Genomic DNA, 26,246 nt, shown 5'->3' on the forward strand with positions numbered 1-26,246 from the left:
TGATTCTACATGCTACGCCCCGCCGCGCGTCCCTTCGCGGGGCGGTGGCGGAGCAGTCCGCTCTTGTCGAGGGCGCGCATCAGGTCCCGCGCCAGCTCGTGGAAGTCGGCCTCGGCCGCTTCGGGGCGGGCGACGACCATCAGGTCGGCCGAGGGCAGGTGCATGCGCCTGAGGATCTCGCGCAGGCGCCGCCGCACCCGGTTGCGCACCACGGCGTTGCCGACCTTCTTGGAAACGACGATGCCCACCCGGACTTCTCCCCTCCGGGTAGGCAGCCAGCGCACGCTCAGCGTGCGCGCCCTTCCCGTGCGGCCCTTGCGCAGACGGCGAAAGGCCGCATCGGTCTTGAGCGAAGTTATACGGTGAGCCGTTTGCGGCCTTTGCGGCGGCGCCGAGCCAGGACCTTGCGGCCGCCCGGCGTGGCCATGCGGGCGCGGAACCCGTGGGTCTTGGCGCGTTTGCGACGGTTGGGTTGCCAGGTGCGCTTCATGGGTGCCCTCCTCTTCTCGTTTCACGACCGATCCCCCATCAGGGGCCGAAACAGCATATCACAACGAAGGGTCCGGCGGGAAGAGCGGCAGCTGCTCGAAGGCTAGAAGGGGGATCGCGGATGAACCGATTAGTGCAAGGTTCTTGGCGCGTGGAAAAGGCTTGCAGCCCGCGGCCCGAGGCCCGTGGTAGGGCGGTCAACCACAATGAAATCTCGACGTTGCGTTCGGCATGGACCCCAGCTTTCGCAAGGGCCCGCCCTGAGCTTGATTCAGGGCCCATGCCGCGCCGTTGCACCGCGGTTGGGTTTGCGGCTCCGGCGCCCGTCCTCTGTCGCCTCGTTGCTTCGTGAGCGGCCGCCGAATCTCGGCCTTTCCTCGGCGTGGACCCGGATTCTCCCGGGCCGTGCGCCGCGATCGTCCGGGGATACGGGAAGAGCGAAAGGCGGGGGTTTGAGAAAGCCTGTCGGTAGCTTCTGGATTTGCTGCTTCCAGTGTTAAACGCCAGCGTCCTGGATTGCTTGCTACGCACCCCACGCCCGGCACCGGCATTGGGGGCTTGCGGTGCTTGCTGCGGTTTGCGGCGGCGGGCGCGCCGTTTCCCTTGACAGTCCGGAGGGAGGCGGATACCATGATTCTTGCGCGTGCGCCGGGATGGCGGAATTGGTAGACGCGCATGATTCAGGGTCATGTGCCCGCGAGGGCGTGGGGGTTCAAGTCCCCCTCCCGGCACCAGAAGGGCCCCGCTCCGGCGGGGCCGGTTTCGTTGGGCGGCGCGCGGCGGGCGGGTTAGAATGCGGGCCATGAAGCGCGTGCTCTCGGGCATTCAACCTACCGGCGCCATCCACATCGGCAACTACCTGGGCGCGATCAAGCAGTGGGTCGAGATCGGCGAGCGGCTGGGCAAGGACGCCCTCTTCTGCATCGTCGACTACCACGCCCTCACCAACCCCGACGCCTACGACCCCGAGCGGCTGCCGCAGCGCACCTTCGAAGCGGCGCTGGCCAACATGGCCGCGGGCCTCGACCCCGAGAAGATCACCCTCTTCGTGCAGTCGCACGTACCCGAGCACACCGAACTCTCGTGGATCTTCACCACCCAGACCCCGGTGGGCGACCTGACGCGCATGACCCAGTACAAGGACAAGTCGGCCAAGCTCAAGTCGGTGCCCGCGGGCCTGCTCATGTACCCGGTGCTGCAGGCGGCGGACATCCTGATCTACAAGGCCGACACCGTGCCCGTGGGCGAGGACCAGCTGCAGCACCTCGAGCTCACCCGCGAGATCGCCCGCCGCTTCAACCACGCCTTCGGCGACACCTTCCCCGAGCCGAAGGCGCTGCTCAACCCCAAGGCGCCGCGGGTGCCGGGCATCGACGGCGCGGCGAAGATGAGCAAGTCGGTGGGGAACACCATCGAGCTGCTGGAAGAGCCCAAGTCGATCTGGGAGAAGCTGCGCGCCGCCCCCACCGACCCGGCGCGGGTGCGCCGCAACGACCCGGGCGACCCGAGCCGCTGCCTGATCTTCAAGTACCACACCTACTTCTCGCCGCCCGAGGTGCAAGAGGCCGTGGCCGAGGGTTGCCGCACCGCGGGCATCGGCTGCGTGGACTGCAAGAAGCTGCTCTTCGACCGCATGATGGAGGTGCTTGGCCCCATCCAGGAGCGGGCCGCCGAGCTGCGCCAGAACCCCGAGGTGGTGGAGGCGGCGCTCGAGGACGGCGCGCGGCGGGCGCGCGCCATCGCCCAGGAGACGATGCACGAGGTGCGCGTCAAGATCGGGCTCTACAAACCCTACTAGCTATGGCCATCCACCTGAGCTTCGAGGGCTTCGCCGGCACGCCGGAGGAGCTGCAACGGGCGTTGCGGTCGGGACGGGTGGCGCCGCGCGCCCTGCCGCTGCTCGACCTGATCGAGCAGGCCCTCGCCCAGGTGGCGGCGTTGGAGCTGCAAGAGCGCGGCGCGCTGCTTCCGCTCCTGGCGGAGCTGCTGGAGCGAAAGCTGCGCGCCCTGCTGCGGGTGGAGGCGGAGGCGGATGACGAGGAGGCGGAAAGCGACGGGGAGGCGCTCGTCGGCCTCCTCGTGGAGCTGGACGAGGCCGTGCGGTTCCTGATGGAGCGGGCGCAGGCGCGCAGCTACGTCTGGCCCGTTCCCGCGGCCCCGCTGCCGCGCGACCGGCGCGTCGCGCCCATCGCCGTGGCCTCGCTCTACCGCTACGCCCGCCGTTTCGTGCGTCCGGCGGCGTTGCTGCCCGCGGTCGAACGGTTCGGGGTCGCCGAGGCCTGGGCCTGGCTGCAGCGGCGGCTGGCCAAGGCGGGGCGCGCCTGGTTCTCGCACCTCGGGCTCGAGGCCTGGAGCGAGCGCACCGTGACCTTCGCCGCGCTCTTGGAGGCGGTGCGGCGCGGCCGGGTGCGCCTCGTCCAGAAGCGGCCCTACGCCGACCTCTGGATCGAACTCGAACCCGAACGCGAGGAGCGCTCGGCCTAGCGGACGTTGCCCGTCTCGATCTTGGCCTCGTGCAGGTCGACGACGGTGAAATCGCCCTCGGCCAGCGACCCGGGGGCGACGACCAGGCTCTTGCCCAGCCATTCGTGCTTGAGCACGCTGCCCGTGAAGCCGGGGTCGTAGGCGACGACCAGCCGCGGGTTGTGCGTCTTGACGAGCTCGGCCAGCTCTTCGCTGCCGGCTTCGTGGAGCCCCTTGTGGGCAGGCATGCGCGCAAAGAGGAAGACCTTCTGGTAGTCCTTGAGCTCGCGCAGCACCTTGAGGCGGTACTCGACCTCCCAGGCGGGGTAGGCGAGCCGGGTCACCTCCTCGCGCCCCTGGTCGCGGTCCACGATCTCGCCGCCCATGCCCGCGATCACCACGTGGCCCGGGGCGAAGGCAAAGCTGCCGTGGACTCCGTGCAGGTAGGGGAAGACGATCTCGATGTTGTAGGCCTCGCGCAGGTACTCCTCCACGGGGGCGTCGCGCGGCCCGGGTACGTAGAAGCTGGGCACCGGGGCCTGCCCCAGGATCTTGAAGGCTTTGCGGTAGTCGTCCGCCTTCGCCCCGGGGCCGGCGAGATCGCCCACGAGGACGAGGGCGTCCACGTCCAGGTCGGGGATCAGTTTGACCGTGCGCTCGAGGTAGTCGTGCTGGCCTTCGAGGCGGGCCAGCGCCAGGACCTTGCGGGTGAACTTCCGTGCCGTGGCCGACATTTTCATCCCCCCTTTAACAATCCTGCGTCGTCTCTTGTCAATTTAATTATATCCGCGCCCGGGGGCCAGGCCAAGGGGTCAGCCGCGGCGGAGCGGACGGTGCAACTGTAGGAAACGGTCGACGATGACCGGATCCAGGTGGCGGCCCGAAAGCTCGCGCAGCTCGCGCGCGACCTCGCGGGGGCTCCAGCGCTTCTTGTAAGGACGGTCGTTGGCGAGCGCGTCGAAGACGTCGACCACGGCGAAGAGGCGCGCCTCCAGGGGAATCTCGGTGCCTGAGAGGCCCCGGGGGTAGCCGCTGCCGTCCCAGCGCTCGTGGTGGTAGCGGACGATGTTGCGTGTGGAATCGGGGAGGAAGGGGATCGGCTCGAGCATCTGGAACCCGATCTCGGTGTGCTCGCGCATCAGCGCCCACTCGTCCTCGCTTAGGGGCCCTTCCTTGAGCAGGATGCGGTCGGGGATGGCCAGCTTGCCGATGTCGTGGAGGTAGGCGCCCCAGCGGACGGCCTCGAGCTCGCCGCCCCGAAGCCCCAACGCCCGGGCCAGCCGGGTCGAGAGCTGCGCCACCCGCTCGGTGTGGCCCCGGGTTTCGTAGTCGCGCCGCTCCAGCGCCACGCCGAAGGCGCGAAACATGGCCTCGCGCGCCTCCTTGAGCGTGGTCAGGTGGCCGATGCGCTCGAAGGCGCGTTCGATGCGCCGGGCGGTCAACTGCACCAGGTAGCGCGCTTCGGGGGGCGGCGCGGCGGGGTGGCCGAAGGTGAGGACCGCGAGCCCGCCGTAGGGCACGCCCTTGACCCAGAGGGGCTCGACGAGGATGCTGCGGGTGCCGATCTCGACGAAGGGCTCGAGCGCGCCGGGGTAGTCGCGGTAGTCGTGGACGGCGCCGCCCTTGCGGCCGGCGATCGCGCTGCCCACCAGCCCTTCGCCCAGGCGGACGGCGTGGTCCTCGTAGATGCGCGGGAAGCGGGAGGGGTAGTCGCCGACCAGCACGTCGGGCTCGAGCCGCTCGCCGTCCCTGAGGGTGTAGAAGACCCCGGCCTCGAAGGGGGTGAGCTCGAGGATGGTGCGCAGGGCGCGCTCGGCGATCTCGGCGGGGTTCTCGAGGACCTCGATCTCGGTGGAGAGCACGATCAACTTGCGGTAGGCCTCGGCGCGGCGGGTGGCCTCGCCCAGGGCCTTGAGCCGCTCCGTCGCCATGCCGATGGCCTCGGCGGAGGCCTCGAAGAAGGCGAGCTCGCCCTCCCCGAACCCCTGGTGGGGACGGCTGTTGGCGCTGATCACCCCCACCACCTCGCCCGAGCCGTCGATCAGGGGCGCGGCGAGCAGGGCCACCGGGCCCTGGCGGCGCTCGCCGAAGTGGAAGACGCGCGGGTCCTTGTAGATGTCGGGGATGTGCACCGCGCGCCGCTCCTCGACCGCGATCCAGCTCGCCCCGCGGTCGCGGGGGATGCGCATGCCGGCGGTCAGGTCGGGCGTGGTGGAGGCGACGACGCGCAGCACCTGGCCGTCTTCTTCGAGCAGAAAGACGGTGACGTGGCTGGAGCCGATGTAGCGCCGCAGCGCGGTGAGGGTCTCCAGGTAGAGCTGGCCCTGGCTGCGGGCGCGGCGAGCGATGCGGTTGATCTCGACGATGCGCTCGAGCAGGGCCAGCCGTCCGCGCAGCCGTTGTTCGCGGCGTTCGGTCTCCAGGAAGCCCAGGATTTCCTCGGCGAAGAGCCGGCCCGCCTCGATCGACTCGATGGTGAAAGCGTTTTCGCTGCGGACGCTGTCGAGGTTGAAGGTGCCGTAGACCTCGCCCCCGCGCACGATGGGGATGAGCAGGTTGGCCTGCAGGGGCCTTTCGCTGTTCAGCAAGGCGATCTCCGTCTCGCTGTTGATCGCCTCGATCGTGCGTCGGGTAATGATCCGGGGCGTGCCCTGGCGCATCGCGGCCTCGCCCTGACCGTACCAGCGCAGCTCGGTTTCGAAAGATACGGAGAAGTCGATCAGCTCCGGGGTGTGCCCCACCTGGGCGGTGCAAACGAAGCGGTCGCCCTGGAGGATCCAGAGGCTGCCGGCGTCGGCGCCGGGGACGGACTCGAGCGCCGATGTCAGCACCGCGGCGTAGAACTCGGCGGGCGTGCGGTCCAGCGCCTCCTTGACCCGCTCGAGCGAGCGGAAGACCTGCACCATCTGCTGCTCCGGGGCCAGCTCCCGCAACAGGCCCGCGTAGTAGGGCGGTTTCAGGGGAAAGAAGACGCTGTGGACCGTGCGCGGCCGCCCCTCCAGGGTCAGGGGCAGCCGCAGCTGGCAGCGTTTCCCCGAGCGCAGGCGCGCCACGATGGCGCTGCGGTGGTCCGGGTCGGCGTAGACCCGTCCGCCCGGCAGCGGCCGGTCGAAGCGGGGCTCGAAGCCGGTGCGCTGGACGAAGGCCCGGTTCGCGTGAACGAGCTCGAAGTCGTCGTCGTGCATCTTGAGGACGACGAAAGCCTCCTCCGCATCATGCAGCGCGGCCACCATGGAATGGAACGGTTGCAAATCAGGGGGAAGCTCCATGACCTAGGCCACAGGCTACCACAGGGGTGCGTAGGGGAGGGTGGGCGGGTTTAGGATGGGGTTCGGAGGTGCACATGAGTCAAGACGTGTACATCGCATCCTGGGCGCGGACCCCGATCGGCCGCTTCGGCGGCGCGTTCAAGGACACGCCCCCCACGCAGCTGGGGGCCCACGCCATGAAAGCGGCGCTCGAACGCGCCGGGGTTTCGGGGGCCGACCTCGACCTCTACGTCTTCGGCAACGTCCTGCGTGCCGGACACGGCCAGTTGCTGCCGCGTCAGGCGGCCCTGGCCGCGGGCATTCCCGAGCAGGTCGACGGTTACGCGGTGGACATGGTCTGCTCGAGCGGCATGATGGCGGTGATGAACGCGGCCATGGCGATCCGCGCGGGCGAGGCCGACCTGGTCCTCGCCGGCGGGATGGAGTCGATGTCGCAGGCGGCCTTCGCGCTTTCGGCGCGGGCCCGCTGGGGGTACAAGTTCCTGCTCGGCCACCCCGAGGAGGTCAAGGACCTGCTCCTCTACGACGGGCTCACCGATCCGGTGACCGGCGAGGCCATGGGCGAGGAGACCGAGCGCCTCATCGCCGAGCACGGGATCACCCGCGGCGAGCTCGACGAGGTGGCCTACCAGTCGCACAAGCGCGCGGCCGAGGCCACCGAGGCGGGCGTCTTCAAGCAGGAGATCGCCCCCTTCGAGCTCAAGACCCGAAAGGGCACGCTCACCCTCGAGGCCGACGAGGGCATTCGCCCGGAGACGACCCTCGACTCGCTCGCGGCCCTGCGCCCTGCCTTCGCCAAGGACGGCGTCCTCACCGCCGGCAACTCCAGCCAGATCTCCGACGGCGCGGCGGCCCTGCTCGTCGCCAGCGCCGACGCGGTCGAAAAGCACGGGCTGAAACCCGTAGCCCGCATCCTCGGCGGTAGCTGGGCGGCCGGCCCCACCTGGCGCTTCCCCGAAGCGCCGGTCCCGGCGGTGAAGAAGCTGCTGGACAAGCTGGGCATGAGCCTGGACGACTTCGACCTGATCGAGAACAACGAGGCCTTCGCGGTCAACAGCGTCCTCTTCCACCGCATGCTCGGCCTTCCCTACGAGAAAATGAACGTGTTGGGGGGCGCCATCGCCCTGGGCCACCCCATCGGCGCGAGCGGCGCGCGCATCGTCGGCACCTTGATCACCGCGCTGAAGGCCAAGGGCGGTCGGCGCGGCCTCGCCGCCCTCTGCCACGGCACCGGCGGGGCCACCGCGGTGGCCGTCGAGCTGGTCTAGGGGTTGGGTTTTCGCCAAGCAAAGCGCGGGCCCCGATCGGGGCCCGCGCCGCCGTTCAGCCGCCGTAGCTCCAGGGGGTGTCGCGCATGCACAGCGGCTCTTCTTCGGCCTCGGGTACGTCGTTCGCGCCCACGCCCGTGACCCGGGCGATCCAGACCGCGTGGTCGCCGCCGGGGTGCCAGCCCTCGGTCTCGAGGACGAAGTACCAGGGCAGCGGCTCCAGCACCGGCAGGCCGTCCTCGATCCGGAAGGGCAGGCCGTTGAGCCGACCGTCCTCCACCCGGGTGGCCTTGAAGAACGCCGGAGCCAGGTCCTGCTGGCTCTTCGCCAGCGGATGCAGGACGGCGCGGCCGCTTAGCTGCAGGATCTCGTACAGCCCCGAGTCCTTGCGCACCCCCACCGCGTAGAGCGGGGGTTCGATCGAGACCTGGGTCACGAAGGTCACCAGCGCGGCGCTGTAGCGCTCGTCCTGGCGCGTCGTCATCACGAAGACGCCGTTGAGAACCTTGCGGAGCACCCGTTTGCGCAGTTCGGGATCCAGATTCGCCATGCCTTCAAGCTTACCGTTCGGCGCCGGGGGTCATGGTGCCGTCGAACACCAAGACCTCGCGCGCGAGCACGACCACGCGGTACTCGCCGGCGGCGTAGAGGAAGCGCTCGACGGCGTCGAGCACCCCGTCCACCCACTCCGCGTCCCCGCCGACGACGCTGAAGCCCACCTGTTCCCAGCCGTGTTCGTCCAGACCGGCGACGCGCGCCGCCGAGACCGGGAAGCGCGCCTTGATGCGCTCCATCACCGGCCGGATGACCGCGCGCTTCTCCTTCAGGCTCGTGACCCAGGGGGTCTCGAGCCGCGCCGTGAAGACGCCGACGTAGGTCTTCATTTCGCCTGCAGCATACCGCGCGCGAAGACGAGCCGCCCGCGGATCCAGACCGCGGCCACGGCGTCCTCGCGGGCGAGGGCAAAGGCCGCGCCCAGGGCGTGCTCGGCGCTCTCGGCGTGGGCCAGCACCGCTTCGAACGTCGAGCCCGGCGGCGGCCGCAACCAGACCAGGTCGGCGCTCATGCCCGCTTCCAGGCCGCCGGCCTCGTCCGCCTGCCCCAGCGCCGCCACGCCCGCACGGGTGGCCAGCCACAGGAGCGCCGCCGCCGGCAGGTGCACGCCGTCCTCGCGCAGCCGCTGGGTCTTGTAGGCGTCCATGGCCTCGCCGAGGAGCGAAAAGCGCGTCCCGGCTCCCACGTCGCTGCCCAGGGCGAAGCGCACGCCGGCCTCCAGGTGGGCGCGCATGGGGAAGAGGCCCGAGCCCAGGAAGGCGTTGGAGCTGGGGCAGTGGGCCACCCAAGCGGCGGCCGCGGCCAGGCGCTCGAGCTCGCGCGGGTTCGGGTGCACGTCGTGGGCGAAGACCGCCCGCGGCCCCACCAGCCCGAAGCGGTCGTAGACGTCAAGGTAGTCGCGCGCCGCGGGGAAGAGCCGGGCCACCGCCGCGATCTCGCGGGGGTTCTCGTTCAGGTGGGTCTGGAAGTGCAGGTCGGGCCGCTCCCGCAGCAGCGCCCCGCTCACCTCCAACAGCGCCTCGCCGGCGGCGAGGGCGAAGCGGGGCGTCACCGCGTAACGCAGGCCGTTCTTTCCATGGAAGCGTTCGATGAGCGCCCGGTTTTCCTCGTAGGCGCGCTCGGGAGTGGTGTGCAGCTCGGCGCGCAGGTTGCGGTCGCCGGTGGCGAGGCCGCTGGTGAGCGGAAAGCCCAGCGCCGCCGCTTCCTCGAAGAGCGCGGCCTGTGCCGGGGCGAAGTGGCTGCCGAAGACGAGGGCGCGGGTGGTGCCGCTGCGCACGAGCGCCTGCAGGAAGGTCCGCGCCTCGCGGCGGGCGTGGGCGACGTCGGCGAAACGCGCCTCGGCGGGCAGGGTCACCCGCTCGAGCCAGTCGAGTAGGTCGAGCCCCAGCGCCCCGATGACGCCGGTCTGGGGGTAGTGGACGTGGGCGTCCACGAAGCCGGGCAGCAGCAGCCCCCCTTCGAGCCGCCGCACGGGGGCCTCGGGGTGGCGCGCGCGCACCTCCGCGAAGGGGCCCGCGTCGGCGATGCGGCCGCCTTCCAGGTAGAGGCCGCCGTCGTCGAGGGCCTCGAGCCGGGCCGCGAGCGGCCCCTCGCCGACCGCGTGCAGCATGGACGCGCGCAGGATCACGTTCCCCAGCTTACAAAAGAAAGCCGGCGGCCCGAGGGCCGCCGGGCGGGCCGGGGGCGGGTCAGCCCTCGGCCACCAGCTTGCGCAGCACCGTCTGCAGGATGCCGCCGTTGGTGTAGTAGTCCACGTCCACCTCGCTGTCCAGGCGGGCCTTGGCCTGGAACTCGACGGTGGAGCCGTCCTCGCGGGTGGCGCGCACGGTCAGGATCTTGTGGGGTTCGAGCCCTTCCTCGAGGCCGAGGATGTCGTAGGTCTCGTAGCCGGTCAGGCCCAGGCGGTCCGCGTTCTGGCCGTCCGTGAACTCGAGCGGCAGCACGCCCATCCCCACCAGGTTGGAGCGGTGGATGCGCTCGAAGCTCTCGGCGATGACGGCCTTCACGCCCAGGAGCGCCGGGCCCTTGGCCGCCCAGTCGCGGCTGGAGCCGGTGCCGTACTCCTTGCCCCCGAGGACGATCAGGGGGGTGCCCTCTTCCTTGTACTTCATCGCCGCGTCGAAGACGAACATCCGCTCGCCTTCGGGCAGCTTGACGGTGTAGCCGCCCTCGACGCCGTCGAGCATCAGGTTCTTGATGCGGATGTTGGCGAAGGTGCCGCGCATCATCACCTCGTGGTTGCCGCGGCGGGAGCCGTAGGAGTTGAAGTCCTTGGGCTCGACGCCGTGCTCGATCAGATAGCGGCCTGCGGGCGAGTCCACGGGGATGGCGCCGGCGGGGGAGATGTGGTCGGTGGTCACGCTGTCGCCCAGCTTGAGCAGCACCCGGGCGCCCTTGATGTCGCGCGGCGGCTCGGGCTCGAGCGGCATGTCCTGGAAGAAGGGCGGCTCCTGGATGTAGGTGGAGTCGGGATCCCAGGCGTAGATCTTCCCGACCGGCGCGGGCAGGGCCTGCCAGCGCTCGTCGCCCTCGAAGACGCCGGCGTACTCGCGGGTGAACATCTCGGGGTCCAGGGTCTCGCGAATGGTCTTTTGGATCTCCTCCTGGCTGGGCCAGATGTCGCGCAGGAAGACGGGCCGGCCGTTGGGGTCGTGGCCCAGGGGTTCGTTGTTCAGGTCGATGTCGACCCGGCCCGCGAGCGCGAAGGCGACGACCAGCATGGGGCTCGCCAGGTAGTTGGCCTTGACGTGGGGGTTGACCCGGCCCTCGAAGTTGCGGTTGCCCGAGAGGACGCTCGCCGCCACCAGGTCGCCCTTCTCGATGGCCTCGGCGATGTCGGGCGGCAACGGGCCCGAGTTGCCGATGCAGGTGGTGCAGCCGTAGCCCACCACGTGGAAGCGCAGCGCTTCCAGGAAGGGCATCAGCCCCGAAGCCTCGAGGTAGTCGGTTACCACGCGGCTGCCCGGGGCCAGGCTGGTCTTGACCCAAGGCTCGACGGAAAGCCCCGCCTCGACGGCCTTCTTGGCGAGCAGGCCGGCGCCGATGAGCACCGAGGGGTTGGAGGTGTTGGTGCAGCTAGTGATCGAGGCGATGACGACCGAGCCGTGCCCCACCTCGAACTCCTCGTCCTCGCGCTTCACCTCCACCTTGCGGTCGAGCTCGTCCGCTTCGAGGCCGAAACCGCGCTCGGTAGCGGGTTTGGTCAGGTCCTCGGCGAACTGCGTCTTCATCCGCCCCAGGGGAATGCGGTCCTGGGGCCGCTTGGGGCCGGCGAGGCTGGGCTCGACGGTGCTCATGTCGAGTTCCACGTACTCGGAGAACTCGGGTTCGACCCCGTCCTCGCGGAAGAGGCCCACGGCGCGGGTGTAGCGTTCCACCAGGTCCACCAGGTCCGCGGGGCGGCCGGTGAGGCGCAGGTAGGTCAGGGTCTCCTCGTCCACCGGGAAGAAGCCCATGGTGGCGCCGTATTCGGGCGCCATGTTGGCGATGGTGGCGCGGTCGGCGAGGCTGAGCTTGCCCACGCCGGGACCGTAGAACTCGACGAACTTGCCCACCACGCCGTGCTTGCGCAGCTTTTCGGTGATCGTGAGGACCAGGTCGGTGGCCGTGGCGCCCTCGGGCAGCTCACCGGTCAGCTTGAAGCCGACCACCTTGGGGGCGAGCATGTAGTAGGGCTGGCCCAGCATCACCGCCTCGGCCTCGATGCCGCCGACGCCCCAGCCGAGGATGCCGAGGCCGTTGATCATCACCGTGTGGCTGTCGGTGCCCACCAGGCTGTCGGGGAAGGCGTAGGTTTCGCCGCCCGCCTGCTGGCGCATGACCACCTGCCCCAGGTACTCGAGGTTGACCTGGTGGATGATGCCCTGCCCCGGCGGCACCACGTGGAAGCCGTCGAGCGAGGTCTGCCCCCACTTGAGCAGGGTGTAGCGTTCGGTGTTGCGCTCGTACTCCTTGTCCACGTTGGCCGCGAGCGCGTAGGAGGTGCCGAAGAAATCGATCTGCACCGAGTGGTCGATGATCAGGTCGGAGCGAACCTGGGGGTTGATCTTGGCTGGATCCTTGCCGAAGCGCTCCATGGCGCTGCGCATCGCGGCCAGGTCGACCACCGCGGGCACGCCGGTGAAGTCTTGCAACACGACCCGCGCCAGCTTCAGCGGCACGGTGATCTCGCCCGGCTCGGGTTTCCAGGCCGCCAGGTTCTTCACGTCCTCCTCGCTTACGCCGTAGGTTCCGGCGTTGCGCAGTACGCTTTCGAGCAGGATCTTGATCGAGAAGGGCAGCTTGCTGATCGCTCCGAGCCCCTGCTTCTCCAGCTCGGTGAAGTCGAAGTACTGCACCTTGCCCGCTGCGGTGTCCAGAGTCTTTTTCGTTCCGAACAGGTCCTTGTACGCCATGTGCGCTCCTTTCCCGCGTGCAACACGCGGTCTTCGGGTGGTTCGTTTGTGGGGTGGTGTTGTACCGAACCGGGTGCGCCCCGCTCAGCAACCCTTACTATAGCATGCCGGCCAGGAAGCCCTCTTCGCGCACGGCGCGGATCAGGTCCATGACGGTGAGGCGGTGGGGGTCGTACTCGACCGTGACCTGGCCCAGCTGCTGCACCTCGGTCTTGAGCACGCCCTTCTGGCGCGCAAGCGCGGCCACCACCTTCTCCATCTGGTCGTCGCTCTGCACCCCTTGAATGCCCAGCATGATCCGGTTCATCATAGGTTCATTCTACGCGAAGCCTACTCCAGGACGCCCCCGGTCTCCCCCCGGGCTCCGCGGCCGCCCAGCACCCGGGTATGCAGGCGGCGGCCGCTGTCGGCGAGCTGCGCGTCCGCGAGCGCGCGGTCGAGCTCGGGGCGGTCGCCGGGCTCGGCCAGGAGGGCCACCTCGTAGGCGTTCGCGTCGTAGGCCGACTTGATCAGCGCCCGCAGGAGGCCGGCGTAGACCTCGGCGCTTTCGGCGGCGATGCGGGTGACCAGCACGGTGGCGCGGTCGCCCTGCCAGACCGCCTGGGCGAGCACGAAGCCCAGGAGGCGTTCCCCATCGACGGCCGCGAAGCTGTGCCCGCTGCGCGCGTAGTAGCGCAGCGCCGCAGGGGCGGTTCGGTAGAAGGCCTCGGGGCGGCCCGGGAAGATGCGGCGCTCCAGCGCCTGCAGCTCGGCGAAGTCGGGTTCTTCGAGGAAGCGGAAGTGCATGCCCCTAGCCTACCGCCTCTGGCCTTCGCCGCGGTGCCTGCAGAACCAGCAGCAGCGCCGCCAGCAGCGCCAGCCAGGCGGCGACGGGGCGCCGCCGGTCGACCGGGGCCAGCCGGTCCCCCGAGGGACGCGGCAGCCGGGTCTCCGCGTAGTCGAGGAGGTTGACGGCGAAACCGTCCCGGATCCCCGGTTCCAGGACGCCGTTCCACCCCAGGGGTCGGTAGGAGGCGCCGACGGGCTCGAGCCAGTTGTACAGCAGCACGACGAAGGCGGGCAGGTCGCGCAACGCCTCGGGGCGCGGAAGGTAGAGCTCGCCGCCGCGGGCGTAGACCACCCCCAGCCCGTCGGAGCGCGTGGCCAGGATGCGCCAGCCGCCGCCCGGAGGCGGCGGGGGTGCGGGCAGGTGGTAGCCCACCAGCTCGACCCCGCGCGTGAAGGGGTGCGTGGGGTCGACGTCGTAGACGACGTCGGGCGCGGCCGCATCGGCGGAGGCCAGGTAGAGGGTGGGCCGTTGCGCGGGGTTTTCCGGGGGCGGCCCCGGCCGCACCTCGGCCTCGGCGTCGGCGACGCCGGCCCGCCGTGCGCCCAGGGCGGCCAGTGCGCGCGCCACGCTGGGCGCATCGACCTGCAGGCGGACCCGGGGAGGGCGCTCGAGCAGGTAGGCCTTCTGGTCCAGCCCCATCGCGTCGTCGGGGCGCAGCACGGCGCTTCGTCGCGGCTCCGTGGTCTCGAGGTCGAGGGCCGCGAACCGCCCCGGCGGCAGGTGCAGCTCCCAGCTGCGCCCGGAGCTGCTGAGGCGGCCGTTCCAGGTGCCGGGTCCGGCGTTGTAGACCGCGGCGAAGCGCGCCCCCAGCGCGGTCAGGCCCGCGTTGGGCTCGTTTGCGGCCACGTCCAGGAAGGCGGCGCGCAGCTCCGCGGGGGGCGGCGTGTCGCCGATCACCAGCACCGCGGCGCCCGGCAGCAGGCCGCGCCCCAGCGCCACCGCCCGCCCCAGGTCGGCCCCGGCGTCGCCCGCGCGCAGCGTCTCCAGCGCAGCCAGCAGCCCGTCCCCGCGGGCGGGACCGAAGCCTTGCGGCTGCCGTCCGGCGCGCACCAGCACCGCCTTGGATGCGCCCTCGAGCCAGACGGCGGCGCGCTGGCGGGCGCGGTCGAAACGCGTACGCTCGTCCACACCGGTGGCGGTCATCGAAGCGCTGGCGTCGAGGACGACGACGAGCCGTTCCGGTTTTCCCGTACGCCACGTCGGCGCGGCCAGGGCGAGCAGCATCGCCGCTCCCGCCAGGAGCAGCAACACGAGCCGCAGGTCCAGCCGGCGCCGCGCCCGCCCCTGCGCCGATGCGCGCTGCAGCAGCCAGACCCCCGCCGCCGGAACCACGAAGGGCCGGCGGCGGGCGTAGGTCCAGTAGATCCAGCCCAGGACCAGGGGCAGGAGGATCAGCAGGTAGGGGTGGCCGAAGCCTACCAAGCCACCTCCGTGAAGCCGAACCCGACCAGGTCGTTGTCCTGCACCTGCTGGTAGCTGATGCTCGAGCCGATCCGCTCCGCCAGGAAGTTGAGGAACTGCGCGTACTTGTCCGTGAGCTCGAAGACCAGCGCCTGAGCTTCGGGGTCGTCGATCGTCTGCATCATCATCATCGGCAGCATCTGCGCCATCTGCTCGAGCGACCGGCGGTTGTTGGTGTAGCTCACGCCGTGGAAGTCGTCGGGCAGGTAGGTTTCGGCGAGCTGGCGGTAAGCGGCGTCGTCGGCGATCCGATCCGGGCTTTCGAGCAGGCGCGCGGCGCGTTCGGAGGTGGCCAGGTAGAGGCGGTCCTCGCCGGTGACCAGGTAGAGCGTTCCCAACATGCCCACGCCGATCTTCTTGGCCGGCATCCCCGCGATCTCCAGGGCCTCGACCGTGAAGCCGCCGGTGCCCTCGGGCGTCGAGAAGCCCGCGAGCATCTGAATCCAGCTCAGGAGCGTCACCTCGGCGGTGAGGGTGTCCCTGGTTTCGAGGACGATCAGCAGGTTCCCCATCGGGTTCTGCAGCATTTCCTGAGGATCGGTGCTTCCGGCGTCGACCATGGCGAGGTGGTTGCCGAAGGCGGAGAAGTCGAGCTGAAGGTCCTGACCGAACTGCTGAGCGTAGCCGGTGAGGTAGTCGCCCAGCGCCGCCAGGTCGAGCACGAAGCTGCTGGCCCCGACCCCGCGCGGCAGCTCGTCGAGCGCCCAGGCCGGGTCGGCGGGCATCAGAATGCGGGCCAGTTCCGCGTCCTGGTCGGGGTTGAGGGGAAGCCGCGAGCGCGTGAAGACCCCGCCGTCCTGGATCTCCAGGGACCAGGAGAAGCCGCCGAAGGTCTTGAGGGTGCGGATCACCTGCGGCGGCAGACCCAGATCCGGGGTTTCGAGCAAGGGCCAGAGCGGTTCGGCGTCGACCCAGAAGGCGAGGTCGCCCTCCACCGGGAGCTTCAGGCCGCGCTCACCGGCCAGGAAGCGCTCCACCGCGCCTTCGGAGCCGATCAGGATCAGCTCGCCGTTGTGGCCCGCATAGACCGCGGTGCCGCCTTCTTCGGTGCGGTCCAGCTTCCAGCCGTTTCGGGTTTCGGGGTTTTCCATCGACTTGTTGAGCAGCGCGATCAGGGTGTCCACCCGGTTGGCCGAGGGGCGCGCCAGGGCGAAGAAGTCGCCGCTGGGGTAGACGACGAGGAGGCCCTCGCGACCCACCAGGTCGACGTTGAGGATCTCGCTGAGGAGCTGCAGGTCGTCGGCGTTCACCTCGCCGTCCTGGGCGGCCAGGTCCTTGATCGAATCGAAGAAGCCGAGGCGGTTCCACTCGGTTTGAAAGTCGATGAAGAACGCCTTCTTGATGGCGAGGTTGCGGGTATAGAAGCCGGCCGTCGCGCCGGGGGGCGTGAGCGCCGGCAGGCTCTGCGCGGTCGCGGGCAGCAGGGCGAAGACGAGCGCCAATAGGAAAAGGTAGGGTTTCTTATACAGCATGGCCCTAGGTTACCAGCTCCCTGGATTAGAAAACGTACCGCAGCATAGTTTTCGTCTCAAAGGTAGACGGGCACGAGGCGCGCGTCCCCGCGGTTCCAGCGGGCGAGCCCCAGCCGGGCGAGCGCGCGCCCCGAGGGCGGCGCGTTCCAGAGCAGGCAGGCGTCGCCTCGGGGCAGTGCCCCGGCCGCGAGCCTGGCCGGCGGTTCCTGCTCCGCGGGAAGGTCCTCGACGCGGTACGCGGCGGTGTAAACCTGGCGGTTGCGGGCTTCGAAGGCCGCTCGCACCCGGCCGCGCGCGCGCGCCGCGGCGGCGGCGAGGGAGGACGCGCCCACGACCGGCACGTCCAGACCGCGCGCCAGGCCCATCGCCGTCGCGACGGCGACGCGGATGCCGGTGTAGGAACCCGGCCCCTCGCCGACCACGATCAGGTCGAGCCGCGCCGGCTCGAGCCCGATCCCGGAGAGGAACGCCTCCAGGTCGGCGATCAGCGTCTCGGCGTGGCGGCGGCCGCGCCGCAGCGTGCGTTCGGCGTCGAGGGTGCCGAGGACCAGGTAAGGGGTGGCGGTGTCGATGGCCAGGACGTTCACAGGACTTCAGTTTAGTACCCCCGCGCTAGACTGAGGGTAAGGAGGCGCAAGATGACCTTCCAGCGGTTCGTCGCGACGCTGCTCGAGGTGGAACGGGCGAGCTCGCGGATCGCCATGGTGAAGATGCTGGCCGAAGCCTTCCGCGAGCTTCCGCCCGAGGAGGTGCCGCTTGCGGTGCTGCTCCTTCAAGGTCGGGTGGCCCCCGAATTCGAGGGGCTCGAGTTCGGCGTGGCTGAGAAGGAGGCGGCCAAGGCGTTGGCGCTGGCGCTGGGGCGGGACGAAGCGGAGACCGTCCAGGCCGTCAAGGAGAAGGGCGACATCGGCGCCTATGCGCTCGAGGTGCTGCCCCGCAGGGCCGGAGGTTTGTCCTTGCGGCACGTCTACGGCGAGCTGCGCGCCATCGCCGAGGACGCCGGTCCCGGTTCCCAGGCGCGCAAGCGCGAGCGCCTGTCGCGCCTCGTCGCCGAGGCCAGCCCCGAGGAGGCGGCGGTGATCCTGCGCACCGTGACCGGGCGGCTGCGCCTGGGGGTGGGCGACGCCACGGTGCTGGAGGCCCTGGCGCTGGCCTTCCTGGGCGACCGCGCCAAGAAGCCGCTCTTGGAGCGGGCCTACAACCTGACCTCCGACCTGGCCTACGTGGCGCGGCTGGCCCTGGAGGGTGAAGAGGCATTGCGGCAGGTGAAGCTCGAGGTGGGCAAGCCGGTGCGGATGATGCTGGCCGAACGGCTGCCGGGCCCCGAGCAGATCATGGAGAAGCTGGGCCCCCACTTCGCCGAGCACAAGTACGACGGCGAGCGGGTGCAGGTGCACTTCGACGGCGAGCGCTTCTGGGTCTACTCGCGCCGGCTCGAGAACATTACCCACCAGTACCCCGACCTGCTGGAGGCGCTGCGCGAGGTGCAGCACGGACCCTTCATCCTCGAGGCCGAGGCGGTGGTCACCGACCCGGTGACCGGCGAGATGCGCCCATTCCAGAACGTGCTCAACCGCAAGGTTAAGCACCTGACGCCCGAGCTTCTGGAGAAGTACCCCATCAAGGGCTTCGTCTTCGAGCTGCTCTACGCGGACGGCGAGGTCTTGATCGAGCGCCCCTACAGCGAACGGCGCGAGCGGCTCGAGCGCTGGTTCCGCCCCCACGAGCGGCTCGAGCTTTCCACCAAGCGCTTCGTCGAGACGACCGAGGAGCTGGTCCAGTTCTTCGACGCCTCCATCGAGGCCGGTTGCGAGGGGCTGGTCTGCAAGAAGCCCGACGGCGACTACGAAGCCGGCAAGCGCGGCTTCAAGTGGGTCAAGTACAAGCGCGGCATCGCCGGCAAGCTCTCCGACACCCTCGACCTGGTCATCGTCGGCGCCTGGTTGGGGCGGGGGCGGCGCGCCGGCACCTACGGCTCGCTGCTGGCCGCGGCCTACAACCCCGATGAAGACCGCTTCGAGACCCTCACCAAGGTGGGTTCGGGGTTCAGCGACGAGGACCTGAACGAGGTGCTGCCCCGGCGGCTCGACCCCTACCGCCGCGGGGAGCGGCACCCGCGCGTCTGGTCGCTGCTCGAGCCCGACGTCTGGTTCGAGCCCGTCCAGGTCATCGAGGTCGAGGCCCAGGAGATCACGCTCAGCCCCAACCACACCTGCGCCTTCGGTGCGGTCCAGGAAGGCCGCGGCCTGGCCCTGCGGTTCCCCCGCTTCGTCCGTTACCGCGACGACAAGAGTCCCGAGGAGGCGACCACCACGAAGGAAGTGGTGGAGATGTACAAGAACCAGTGGGCTTAGTGCGGTGCCCCGTTCGTGATACGCGGTTTGTGGTACCTAGTGCGTGGTAGCTGAGCAGCTTGTGGCCGGTAGCTAGTGGCCGGTAGCTAGTGGCCTGCGGTAAGCTCGCCGAAGGTAACTTGACCCCGGCTTGTGTGCAGCCTGGACCCTGGATCAGGTTCGGGGATACAGATAAGCGGCTTGTGGTGGGTGGTTCGTGGCTTGGGCGGTGGGCGCGTCACCGGCAACGTAATTTCGGCTTCCTGTCAGCATGGCCCCGGATCGGGTCCGGGGCGCACTTCCGTGGTGCCGGGGCGCCCCCGCGGATTCTTTGCTTAAAATGACTACATGAACCTCGCTTTCCGGACGTGGCGCGAAGTCTTCGCGCTGGCGGTGCAGCTCGTCGCTTCCCAGCCGGGGTGGATGGCAGCGCTGGCCGGGTTGGGGGCGCTTTCCGTCTACTTCCAGCTCGGGGTGCTGCCGGCCGGCCGCGTCGACGCCCGCTTCCTGATCCTGATGGCGCTCCTGCTGGCCTTCGCCCTGGTCACCGCAGCGCTTACGGTCTTCTGGGTACGCACCGGCGCGAACGCAGGGCGCCTCGACGCGGCGGCCTTTCGCGGGAGCCGGCCCCGGTGGTGGCCCGACCTGGGGGTGGCCCTCGGGGCGAACCTCGTCTTTCTCGTCTGGGCTGCGCTGTCCGCCGTGCTCGCGTTTTGGCTGTCCGGAACGGCCGTTCGCTGGCTCGGCGTGCTGTTCGTGAGCGCGGCCGCGCTCTACGAGGCGCCGGCGCGGGCGGAGGCGCGCGGGTTTCGTGAGGGCGTGGCCCTGTTCTGGGGGCGGTTGTTCGCGGGGAGAAGAATGGACGCGTGGGCGACCGTGCCCTTCTGGTCGGCCGCGTTGCTGCTCCCGGCCTTCGAGGAACTGGCCGGGGCCCTTGCCGCGGCCCCGGGGGGCGACCCTCCTCCGGCGCTCGGGGTGGGGCCGGTCTTGGTTGGAAGCCTGGTCGAGCCGTTGCGCGTGGCTTTGACCGTCGCCGTTCTCGTGTTCGTCTACCGCAGGTTCTGGGCCACAGGCGCCCCGGACGCGCGCCGTCGGGGTTAGCGCCTCGATCTCGGCGCTCCCTGGACCCGGAACGGCCGGGAAGGACCCGCTGGAACGGGACCGGAGTGTCTCATAAATTGGACCCCTTCCTGTTGTATACTATGGACATGAAACAAGCAGGCGCAGTTCTCGAACGGACGGTGGGGTATGCCCTCGCGTTCGCGAGGTACGCGGCCTTCGGTCTGGCGCTGGCGGGGTTCCTTGTCGCGGCCTCGCGCGCGCTCCGAACGCCGATGATCTGGTCCTGGCTCGCCTCGACCTCGTCCGCCGACGTGAGCGGGCTGGCGCCCCTGGCGTCGCCGCTCAACTGGACGGCTACCTTCGTCGGGTGGTTTGCGGTCGCGGTGATGGCCTACCTGGTGGTGGGCTGGCTGCAGCGGGCGCTCTCCGGCCGCAAACCGGGGTTCCCGGCCGCGGTCGGCGCGGCGCTCGGGGCCGGCCTGCCGCTGCTGGCGGTCCAGCTGGCGCTGGGGCTCTTGCTCTGGCTCGCGCCTTTCCCGAGCGCGGTCGGCGTCTACCTGGCTTACCAGGTCGCCGGCCTGGTCGCGCTGGCGTTGCTGCTGCCGGCCATGGTGTACGCCGCCGTTCACGCCCGCGGGTTCCGGAACGCGCTGGGCCGCCTGGGCGAGGCCCTGTCGGCGTCCGGCTACGGCCGCCTCCTGATCCGCCCCGGCTACTGGGCGGCGTTCGCGGTGCTCGCGCTGTGGTTGCTGGCTTCCTCGTGGCTCGGCAGGGTGGGGTTGCAGCTCGATCTGGACCGGGCGATCGAGCCGCAGTTCTACGGCTTCCTCTTCGCCGAGGCGCTGCGCGGCTTCCTGACGACGGTGATCGGGCTTCCCATCGTGGCCGCGGCGCTGCGCAGCGTCTACGACGTGGTCTGGGGTTCGCCCGAATCGGCTAGCGCCACTCCAGCACCCCCTGCCGCCTGAGCGCGGGCACGATCGCTTCGCCCACGCGCAGGTGGGCATAGCCGCCCTGCTCCGCGGCCATTCGGTGCAGGGCGCGGAGGTGCGCGGCCAGCGCTACCCGCCAGGCCGCGAGCGCGGCGCGGTCCACCCGAACCCGCGTTCCGGTTTCGACGTCGCGCCACTCGGCCTCGTGGGGCGGGGGTTCCAGCTCCTCGGGGGCGAGCACCTGGACAAGGATCGGCCGGCGGGGGGCCAGCTGGCGCAGGAAGCCGGCCCAGTCGCCCTCGTCGAGGGCGTCGGTGACGAGGACGAGCTGGCCGCGGGCGCGCCTCAGCTCGCCGAGCGCCGCCATCGGCCCACGGGGATCGGGCGCCAGCCGGGCGTGTTCGGCGGGTTCGCGCAGCCGGCGCGGCCCGGATTCGTCGAGCGCGAAGGTTTCGTCGGGCAGCGCCGCGGCGAGCAGCACCCGCGCCACCTCGCGGGCGTAGGCGCGCTTGCCGTGGAGGTCCATGCTGGGCGAGCCGTCGAGCCAGAGGGTGAAGCGGGCCCGCTCCTCGCCTTCCCAGACCCGGGTGTAGAGCCGCCCGGTGCGGGCGTAGGCCTTCCAGTCGACGAAGCGCGGGTCGTCGCCCGGGGTGTAGCCGCGCAGCTCCATGAAGTCGAGGCTCTCGCCGGCACGGCGGCTCTTGCGCCCTCCCGGGAGCGGCCGGCGCAGGCTCGTGCGGATGCGGTAGCGGAACACGGCTACTTGGGCAGGGCCTTGGCGAGCAGGTCTTCGAGGACCTGGGCCTCACGGATCCCTTCGAAGCGCGCCTCCTCGGTGAGGAAGAGGCGGTGGACGAGCGCCGGCCGGGCGGCGGCGCGCAGGTCGTCCCACTCGACGTGGGCGCGGCCGGAGAGCACCGCGAAGCCGCGTGCGAGGGCGAGCCAGGCCTTGGCCCCGCGGGGGCTGACGCCGAAGCGCAAGCGCGGTTCCTCGGAGGCGAGCTGGGCCAGGTTGACGACGGCCTCCATCCCCGTCGAGGCGACCCGCACGGCGTCCGCGCGGCGGCGCAGTTCCAGGAAGTCCTCGGGCTCGGCCACGGCTTCGGGTTCGCGCGGCGTCTCGTTGAGGATGCGCATCCAGACGGCGCGCTTCGGCGCGGTGATCTCGATCTTGGCCATGAAGCGGTCCACCTGGGCCTCGGGCAGGGGGTAGGTGCCCTCGAGTTCGATGGGGTTCTGGGTGGCCAGCACCAGGAAGGGTCGGGGCAGCTCGTGGCGCACCCCATAGGCGGTGACCGCGCCTTCCTCCATGGCCTCGAGCAGGGCCGACTGCGTCTTGGGGGTGGCGCGGTTGATCTCGTCGGCCAGCACCACCTGGGCGAAGAGGGGGCCGGGGCGGAACTCGAAGCGCCCGTCTTGCCAGACCTCGGTGCCGGTCACGTCGGCGGGCAGCAGGTCGGGGGTGAACTGGATGCGCCGGTAGCTGAGGCCGCTGGCGGCGGCGAAGCCGCGGGCAAGCAGCGTCTTGCCGAGACCCGGAAGCCCTTCGAGGAGCACGTGGCCGCCGCTGGCCGCGGCGGCGAGCAGCGCGTCCACCACGCCCTCCTGGCCGAAGAGGACGTTCGTCAGGGCCTCGCGCACCTTCTGGATCGCCATGCCCCGTTATACCCGAAGCCCGGATGAGGCTGGGGTAAGCTGGAGGGCGGATTTCGGAGGTGGCCGTGCCGTTCTTGCCCTATCAAACCGGTTGGATCGAAGTGATCGCGGGGCCGATGTTTTCGGGAAAGTCGGAGGAGCTCATCCGCCGCGTCAAGCGGGTGATGATCGCCGGGCAGAAGGTGCGCGTCTTCAAGCCGCGGCTCGACGACCGCTACCACAAGCGCGACGTGGTGAGCCACGACGGGCAGCGCGTCGAGGCGGAGCCGGTGGCCAGCGCCGCCGAACTGCTGGCGCAGGTGGAGGCGAACGGGCCGTTGCAGGTCGTGGCCGTGGACGAGGCGCAGTTCTTCGACGCCGCGCTGCCGGAAGTGCTCGAGCGGCTGGCCGACCGCGGCATCCGCGTGATCGTGGCCGGCCTCGACCTCGACTTCCGCGGCGAGCCCTTCGGGCCCATGCCCCAGCTTCTGGCTCGGGCCGAGTTCGTGGAGAAGTTGAGCGCCGTCTGCGTGCGTTGCGGCCGCTCGGCGACGCGCACGCAGCGCCTGATCGATGGGGAGCCCGCCCGTTACGAGGACCCGGTCATCCTCGTCGGGGCCAAGGAGGCCTACGAGCCGCGCTGCCGCGGCTGCCACGTACTGCGCGACTAGCTGGGTTCGATGGGCACCGCGCGCCCCTGCGCCTTGGGGATGCGGATCTCGAGCACCCCCTGCTTCAGGCTGGCCTCGGCCGCGCCCTCGACGATCGGCTCGGGCAGCGTAAAGGCCCGGCGGAAGTAACCGTGCGGGCGGGTGCGGGTGACGTAGCGCGCCTCGGGTTCGTGACGCACGCCGGCGATCGTGATCGTGCGCCCCTCTTCCTGCAGCTCGAGGTCCTCGGGCTTGACCCCGGGCACGTCCACCAGGATTCGGTAGGCCTCGCCCTCGTCGAGAACGTCGACGGGCGGAGCCCAGTCGGCGAGGGCGTCCGCCCCGAAGCGCGACTCCAGCGCCTCGATACGCCGCTTGAGTTCGATCAGCTTTTCGATGGCCGCCCAGCGGTCGCTTCGTTCCAGTTCCATGGCCGCCTCCTTCCCCCAGTCTAGCGCCGTTAGGATGGGGGCGTGAACCGCGCCGTACCCGTGCTGACGGGACCCAGCGCGAGCGGGAAGTCGTCGCTGGCGCTGTGGCTGGCGGAGCGCTGGCCGCTCGAGGTCGTGAGCGCGGACGCCACCATGGTCTACCGGGGGCTGGACGTGGGCACCGACAAGCCGTCCGCCGCCGAGCGGGCCCGGGTGCCCCACCACCTGGTGGACGTCGCGCGGCCCGACGAGGCTTACGACGTGGTGCGCTGGGTGGAGGCGGCCGAGCGCGCGATCGCCGAGGTGCGCGCCCGCGGGCGGATTCCGCTGGTGGTGGGGGGGACGGTCTACTACCTGCGCGGGCTGTGCGAGGGGCTGCCCACCACCCCGCCGCCCGACGAGGCGGTCCAGCGGGCGATTTGGGCCGAGCTGGAGCGCCGGGGATCGGAGGCGCTGCTGGCCGAGCTGGCGGCCGCGAGCCCGGCCGACGCGGCGCGGGTGGCCGGCAACCCGCGCCGGCTGGTGCGGGCGCTGGAGGTGCTCCGGCGCTCGGGACGGCCGCCGGCCGACTTCCCGCCGCGCGCGCCCCGGGTGCGCTGCGCCAAGCTGGTGCTCTGGCCCGAGCGGGCGGCGCTGAAAGAGAAAGTCTGGGAGCGGGCGCGCTGGCAGTTCGAGCACGGCCTGATCGACGAGGTGCGGGCCCTGCTCGAGCGCTACCCGCGGATGCCCACGGCGCTCCAGTCCATCGGCTACAAGGAGGTCGTGCGCCACCTGCGGGGCGAATGGAGTTACGAGGAAGCGCTCGAGGCCGACCGGCGCGCGGTCTGGCGGCTGATCAAGCGCCAGTACACCTGGCTGCGGCGTGAACCGGGCGACGTCGCCTACCTCCCCCGCGCCGGTGCGGCGGCGCGCCGCGGGGCGGCCTTCTGGTTCGAGCGCCGCTTCGGCCGTCCTTGACGCGGGTCTGCGGCCGGCCGTATGCTGGCTCAAAACCCAAGTTAGGGAAGGGGGCCAGCGGTGGACAAGGATCGCATTGAAGCCGTACTCAAGGAGACGCGCAGCTTCGAACCGCCCGAGGCGTTTCGCCTGAGGGCCCGGGTGAAGAGCGAAGAAGAATACGAGGCCGAGTACCGGCGCTCGATCGAGGACCCCGAAGGCTACTGGGGCGAGATCGCCGGCGAGCTCGAGTGGTTCGAGCCCTGGCAGAAGGTGCTCGAGTGGAACCCGCCCCACGCCAAGTGGTTCACCGGCGGCAAGACCAACGTGAGCTACAACGCCCTCGACCGGCACCTGGCGACTTGGCGGCGCAACAAGGCCGCGATCGTCTGGGAGGGCGAGCCGGGCGACACCCGCACGCTCACCTACCACGAGCTGCACCGGGAGGTGAGCCGTTTCGCGAACGTGCTCCGGCGTCTGGGGGTGAAGAAGGGCGACCGCGTCACCCTCTACATGCCGATGATCCCGGAGGCGGCCGTCGCCATGCTGGCCTGCGCCCGCATCGGGGCGGTGCACTCGGTCGTCTTCGGCGGCTTTTCGGCCAGCGCCCTGGCCGAGCGCATCAAGGACGCCGGCAGCGAGGTGCTCATCACCGCCGACGGCGGCTGGCGGCGGGGGCAGGTCGTGCCCCTCAAGGAGGCTGCCGACGAGGCGGTGCGCGAAACCGGGATCGTCAAGCACGTGGTCGTGGTGCGGCGCACCGGCCAGGAGGTGCCCATGGAGCCGGGCCGCGACCACTGGTACCACGAGCTGGTCGAGGGTGTGGAAGGCGAAGCCCCGCCCGAGCCGATGGACAGCGAGGACCCGCTCTTCATCCTCTACACCTCCGGTTCCACCGGCAAGCCCAAGGGGGTGCTCCACACCACCGGCGGCTACATGACCTACACCTTCCACACCGCCCGCACCGTCTTCGACCTGAAGGACGACGACACCTACTGGTGCACCGCCGACGTGGGCTGGATCACCGGCCACTCCTACATCGTCTACGGCCCCCTGCTCAACGGGGCCACGGTGGTGATGTACGAGGGCGCGCCCAACCACCCCGAACCCGACCGCTTCTGGGAGATCGTCGACAAGCACGGGGTGACCGTCCTCTACACCGCGCCCACGGCCATCCGCGCCTTCATGCGATGGGGCGAGCAGTGGCCGATGAAGCACCGCCTCGACTCGCTCAGGCTGCTGGGCACGGTGGGCGAGCCCATCAACCCCGAGGCCTGGCTGTGGTACTACCGGGTGATCGGCAAGGAGCGCTGCCCCATCGTGGACACCTGGTGGCAGACCGAGACCGGCGGCATCATGATCACCACGCTGCCCGGCGCCCACCGGATGAAACCCGGCTTTGCCGGCAAGCCCTTCTTCGGCATCGCCCCCGAGATCGTGGACGGCGAGGGGAACCCCATCCGCGAGCCCGACCAGGGCGGCTACCTGGTGATCACCAAGCCCTGGCCCAGCATGCTGCGCACCGTCTGGGGCGATCCGGAGCGCTTCGTGAACCAGTACTGGAGCCAGTACCCGGGCAAGTACTTCACCGGCGACGGCGCGCGCCGCGACGCCGAGGGCTACTACCTGATCCTGGGCCGGGTGGACGATGTGATCAACATCAGCGGCCACCGCCTGGGCACAATGGAGGTTGAAAGCGCCCTGGTGAGCCACCCGGCGGTGGCCGAGGCGGCGGTGGTGGCCCGGCCCGACCCCATCAAGGGCGAGGCGATCGTGGCCTTCGTGACGCCGGTGGGCGACGTCGAGCCCAGCGAGGCGCTGGCCGAGGAGCTGAAGGCGCACGTGGTCAAGGTGATCGGCGCCATCGCCCGTCCGGCGGAGATCCGCTTCGCCGCGGCCCTGCCCAAGACGCGCTCGGGCAAGATCATGCGCCGGCTGCTGCGCCAGATCGCCGCGGGGCAGGAGGAGATCTCGGGCGACATCTCCACGCTCGAGGACCGCAGCGTGGTCGAGCAGCTCAAGAAGGGGAAGTAGCCGCGGTCCGCAGCGTCGCAGGGTGAGCCGTAG

25 protein-coding genes and 1 tRNA gene are annotated in these 26,246 nt (G+C 70.5%); 10 read left to right on the plus strand and 16 right to left on the minus strand.

Annotated elements, in window-relative coordinates; all coding sequences use genetic code 11:
* Positions 1-5 precede the first annotated feature (5 nt).
* Positions 6-359 (minus strand): ribonuclease P protein component, encoded by a 354-nt coding sequence (gene rnpA / locus OCEPR_RS04515; protein ID WP_013457526.1) that lies wholly within the window; start codon positions 357-359, stop codon positions 6-8.
* Positions 356-490 (minus strand): 50S ribosomal protein L34, encoded by a 135-nt coding sequence (gene rpmH / locus OCEPR_RS04520; RefSeq protein ID WP_013457527.1) that lies wholly within the window; start codon positions 488-490, stop codon positions 356-358. Before rpmH ends, rnpA begins: the two co-directional genes overlap by 4 nt.
* A 646-nt stretch (positions 491-1,136) precedes the next feature.
* Here rpmH and OCEPR_RS04525 point away from each other — a divergent pair.
* The 3 genes from OCEPR_RS04525 (at position 1,137) to OCEPR_RS04535 (ending at position 2,973) form a co-directional block, all read left to right on the plus strand.
* Positions 1,137-1,223, plus strand: a tRNA-Leu gene (locus tag OCEPR_RS04525).
* 68 nt (positions 1,224-1,291) lie between these two features.
* Positions 1,292-2,287, plus strand: coding sequence for a tryptophan--tRNA ligase (trpS, locus tag OCEPR_RS04530; RefSeq protein WP_041554020.1), 996 nt, complete (start codon positions 1,292-1,294; stop codon positions 2,285-2,287).
* Between the two features lie 2 nt (positions 2,288-2,289).
* The gene (locus OCEPR_RS04535; protein WP_013457529.1) at positions 2,290-2,973 is read left to right on the plus strand and encodes a hypothetical protein; all 684 of its coding nucleotides are present in this window, start codon (positions 2,290-2,292) and stop codon (positions 2,971-2,973) included.
* Here the strand turns inward: OCEPR_RS04535 and OCEPR_RS04540 are convergent.
* Complete coding sequence (locus tag OCEPR_RS04540) at positions 2,970-3,686, minus strand: metallophosphoesterase (protein ID WP_013457530.1); 717 nt, start codon at positions 3,684-3,686, stop codon at positions 2,970-2,972. The genes OCEPR_RS04535 and OCEPR_RS04540 overlap by 4 nt on opposite strands.
* 78 nt (positions 3,687-3,764) lie before the next feature.
* Positions 3,765-6,221 carry an HD domain-containing phosphohydrolase gene (locus OCEPR_RS04545; RefSeq protein ID WP_083804250.1) on the minus strand — a complete coding sequence of 819 codons (2,457 nt, stop codon included), beginning with the start codon at positions 6,219-6,221 and terminating at the stop codon, positions 3,765-3,767.
* 74 nt (positions 6,222-6,295) lie between these two features.
* Between OCEPR_RS04545 and OCEPR_RS04550 the strand changes: the two genes are divergently transcribed.
* Positions 6,296-7,489, plus strand: coding sequence for a thiolase family protein (locus tag OCEPR_RS04550; RefSeq protein ID WP_013457532.1), 1,194 nt, complete (start codon positions 6,296-6,298; stop codon positions 7,487-7,489).
* Between the two features lie 55 nt (positions 7,490-7,544).
* Here OCEPR_RS04550 and OCEPR_RS04555 read toward each other — a convergent pair whose 3' ends face one another.
* From OCEPR_RS04555 to tsaB, 9 genes are all read right to left on the minus strand, one after another.
* Entirely contained in the window at positions 7,545-8,039 is a 495-nt protein-coding gene (locus OCEPR_RS04555) for a flavin reductase family protein (protein WP_013457533.1), read from the minus strand.
* A 10-nt stretch (positions 8,040-8,049) separates the two neighbouring features.
* Positions 8,050-8,373, minus strand: coding sequence for a DUF503 domain-containing protein (locus OCEPR_RS04560; protein WP_013457534.1), 324 nt, complete (start codon positions 8,371-8,373; stop codon positions 8,050-8,052).
* Positions 8,370-9,671 (minus strand): guanine deaminase, encoded by a 1,302-nt coding sequence (gene guaD, locus OCEPR_RS04565; RefSeq protein ID WP_245544471.1) that lies wholly within the window; start codon positions 9,669-9,671, stop codon positions 8,370-8,372. The genes OCEPR_RS04560 and guaD overlap by 4 nt, the downstream gene beginning before the upstream one ends.
* 61 nt (positions 9,672-9,732) lie before the next feature.
* Positions 9,733-12,438, minus strand: coding sequence for an aconitate hydratase AcnA (acnA, locus tag OCEPR_RS04570; protein WP_013457536.1), 2,706 nt, complete (start codon positions 12,436-12,438; stop codon positions 9,733-9,735).
* A gap of 97 nt (positions 12,439-12,535) precedes the next feature.
* Positions 12,536-12,748, minus strand: a complete 213-nt coding sequence (locus tag OCEPR_RS04575) for a heavy-metal-associated domain-containing protein (RefSeq protein WP_013457537.1) — start codon at positions 12,746-12,748, stop codon at positions 12,536-12,538.
* Between the two features lie 20 nt (positions 12,749-12,768).
* The gene (locus OCEPR_RS04580) at positions 12,769-13,224 is read right to left on the minus strand and encodes a DUF1999 domain-containing protein (protein ID WP_013457538.1); all 456 of its coding nucleotides are present in this window, start codon (positions 13,222-13,224) and stop codon (positions 12,769-12,771) included.
* Positions 13,225-13,228: 4 nt separating this feature from the next.
* Entirely contained in the window at positions 13,229-14,689 is a 1,461-nt protein-coding gene (locus tag OCEPR_RS04585) for a vWA domain-containing protein (RefSeq protein ID WP_013457539.1), read from the minus strand.
* Positions 14,683-16,200, minus strand: coding sequence for a hypothetical protein (locus OCEPR_RS12800; RefSeq protein WP_013457540.1), 1,518 nt, complete (start codon positions 16,198-16,200; stop codon positions 14,683-14,685). Before OCEPR_RS12800 ends, OCEPR_RS04585 begins: the two co-directional genes overlap by 7 nt.
* Before the next feature lie 56 nt (positions 16,201-16,256).
* Positions 16,257-16,787, minus strand: coding sequence for a tRNA (adenosine(37)-N6)-threonylcarbamoyltransferase complex dimerization subunit type 1 TsaB (gene tsaB / locus OCEPR_RS04595; RefSeq protein WP_013457541.1), 531 nt, complete (start codon positions 16,785-16,787; stop codon positions 16,257-16,259).
* 51 nt (positions 16,788-16,838) lie between these two features.
* Between tsaB and OCEPR_RS04600 the strand changes: the two genes are divergently transcribed.
* The 3 genes from OCEPR_RS04600 to OCEPR_RS04610 all read left to right on the plus strand — a co-directional run bounded on the left by OCEPR_RS04600 (position 16,839) and on the right by OCEPR_RS04610 (position 20,563).
* Positions 16,839-18,554, plus strand: coding sequence for an ATP-dependent DNA ligase (locus OCEPR_RS04600; RefSeq protein WP_013457542.1), 1,716 nt, complete (start codon positions 16,839-16,841; stop codon positions 18,552-18,554).
* Between the two features lie 327 nt (positions 18,555-18,881).
* Positions 18,882-19,634, plus strand: coding sequence for a hypothetical protein (locus OCEPR_RS04605; protein WP_013457543.1), 753 nt, complete (start codon positions 18,882-18,884; stop codon positions 19,632-19,634).
* Positions 19,635-19,741: 107 nt separating this feature from the next.
* Positions 19,742-20,563 carry a hypothetical protein gene (locus OCEPR_RS04610; protein ID WP_041554023.1) on the plus strand — a complete coding sequence of 274 codons (822 nt, stop codon included), beginning with the start codon at positions 19,742-19,744 and terminating at the stop codon, positions 20,561-20,563.
* Here the strand turns inward: OCEPR_RS04610 and OCEPR_RS04615 are convergent.
* On the minus strand, positions 20,532-21,284 hold the full coding sequence (locus OCEPR_RS04615) for a DUF58 domain-containing protein (protein WP_013457545.1): 753 nt from the start codon (positions 21,282-21,284) through the stop codon (positions 20,532-20,534). The two genes, OCEPR_RS04610 and OCEPR_RS04615, sit on opposite strands and share 32 nt — an antisense overlap.
* Positions 21,285-21,286: 2 nt before the next feature.
* A complete protein-coding gene (locus OCEPR_RS04620) occupies positions 21,287-22,183 on the minus strand; it encodes an AAA family ATPase (protein ID WP_013457546.1) in 897 nt (298 codons plus the stop codon).
* A gap of 65 nt (positions 22,184-22,248) precedes the next feature.
* Here OCEPR_RS04620 and OCEPR_RS04625 point away from each other — a divergent pair, with 65 nt between their 5' ends.
* On the plus strand, positions 22,249-22,833 hold the full coding sequence (locus OCEPR_RS04625; protein ID WP_013457547.1) for a thymidine kinase: 585 nt from the start codon (positions 22,249-22,251) through the stop codon (positions 22,831-22,833).
* On the opposite strand, the gene OCEPR_RS04630 is transcribed toward OCEPR_RS04625, so the two are convergent.
* Entirely contained in the window at positions 22,830-23,243 is a 414-nt protein-coding gene (locus OCEPR_RS04630) for an Hsp20/alpha crystallin family protein (RefSeq protein WP_013457548.1), read from the minus strand. The two genes, OCEPR_RS04625 and OCEPR_RS04630, sit on opposite strands and share 4 nt — an antisense overlap.
* A gap of 42 nt (positions 23,244-23,285) precedes the next feature.
* Here OCEPR_RS04630 and miaA point away from each other — a divergent pair, with 42 nt between their 5' ends.
* Both miaA and acs read left to right on the plus strand, forming a co-directional pair.
* Positions 23,286-24,200, plus strand: a complete 915-nt coding sequence (miaA, locus tag OCEPR_RS04635; RefSeq protein WP_013457549.1) for a tRNA (adenosine(37)-N6)-dimethylallyltransferase MiaA — start codon at positions 23,286-23,288, stop codon at positions 24,198-24,200.
* A 60-nt stretch (positions 24,201-24,260) separates the two neighbouring features.
* A complete protein-coding gene (acs, locus tag OCEPR_RS04640) occupies positions 24,261-26,213 on the plus strand; it encodes an acetate--CoA ligase (protein WP_013457550.1) in 1,953 nt (650 codons plus the stop codon).
* Positions 26,214-26,246 lie beyond the last annotated feature (33 nt).

Source organism: Oceanithermus profundus DSM 14977, from assembly GCF_000183745.1.
Lineage (GTDB): Bacteria > Deinococcota > Deinococci > Deinococcales > Marinithermaceae > Oceanithermus > Oceanithermus profundus.

Excerpts from the sequence above, each read along its gene's own strand:
- OCEPR_RS04560 (WP_013457534.1), bottom strand. The coding sequence starts at position 8,373 with ATGAAGACCTACGTCGGCGTCTTCACGGCGCGGCTCGAGACCCCCTGG.
- OCEPR_RS04540 (WP_013457530.1), bottom strand. The coding sequence starts at position 3,686 with ATGTCGGCCACGGCACGGAAGTTCACCCGCAAGGTCCTGGCGCTGGCC.
- OCEPR_RS04575 (WP_013457537.1), bottom strand. The coding sequence starts at position 12,748 with ATGATGAACCGGATCATGCTGGGCATTCAAGGGGTGCAGAGCGACGAC.
- OCEPR_RS04555 (WP_013457533.1), bottom strand. The coding sequence starts at position 8,039 with ATGGCGAATCTGGATCCCGAACTGCGCAAACGGGTGCTCCGCAAGGTT.
- OCEPR_RS04600 (WP_013457542.1), top strand. The coding sequence starts at position 16,839 with ATGACCTTCCAGCGGTTCGTCGCGACGCTGCTCGAGGTGGAACGGGCG.
- OCEPR_RS04545 (WP_083804250.1), bottom strand. The coding sequence starts at position 6,221 with ATGGAGCTTCCCCCTGATTTGCAACCGTTCCATTCCATGGTGGCCGCG.
- OCEPR_RS04605 (WP_013457543.1), top strand. The coding sequence starts at position 18,882 with ATGAACCTCGCTTTCCGGACGTGGCGCGAAGTCTTCGCGCTGGCGGTG.
- OCEPR_RS04630 (WP_013457548.1), bottom strand. The coding sequence starts at position 23,243 with ATGGAACTGGAACGAAGCGACCGCTGGGCGGCCATCGAAAAGCTGATC.
- OCEPR_RS12800 (WP_013457540.1), bottom strand. The coding sequence starts at position 16,200 with ATGCTGTATAAGAAACCCTACCTTTTCCTATTGGCGCTCGTCTTCGCC.
- trpS (WP_041554020.1), top strand. The coding sequence starts at position 1,292 with ATGAAGCGCGTGCTCTCGGGCATTCAACCTACCGGCGCCATCCACATC.
- acnA (WP_013457536.1), bottom strand. The coding sequence starts at position 12,438 with ATGGCGTACAAGGACCTGTTCGGAACGAAAAAGACTCTGGACACCGCA.
- OCEPR_RS04610 (WP_041554023.1), top strand. The coding sequence starts at position 19,742 with ATGAAACAAGCAGGCGCAGTTCTCGAACGGACGGTGGGGTATGCCCTC.
- OCEPR_RS04550 (WP_013457532.1), top strand. The coding sequence starts at position 6,296 with ATGAGTCAAGACGTGTACATCGCATCCTGGGCGCGGACCCCGATCGGC.
- OCEPR_RS04620 (WP_013457546.1), bottom strand. The coding sequence starts at position 22,183 with ATGGCGATCCAGAAGGTGCGCGAGGCCCTGACGAACGTCCTCTTCGGC.
- OCEPR_RS04580 (WP_013457538.1), bottom strand. The coding sequence starts at position 13,224 with ATGCACTTCCGCTTCCTCGAAGAACCCGACTTCGCCGAGCTGCAGGCG.
- OCEPR_RS04535 (WP_013457529.1), top strand. The coding sequence starts at position 2,290 with ATGGCCATCCACCTGAGCTTCGAGGGCTTCGCCGGCACGCCGGAGGAG.
- rpmH (WP_013457527.1), bottom strand. The coding sequence starts at position 490 with ATGAAGCGCACCTGGCAACCCAACCGTCGCAAACGCGCCAAGACCCAC.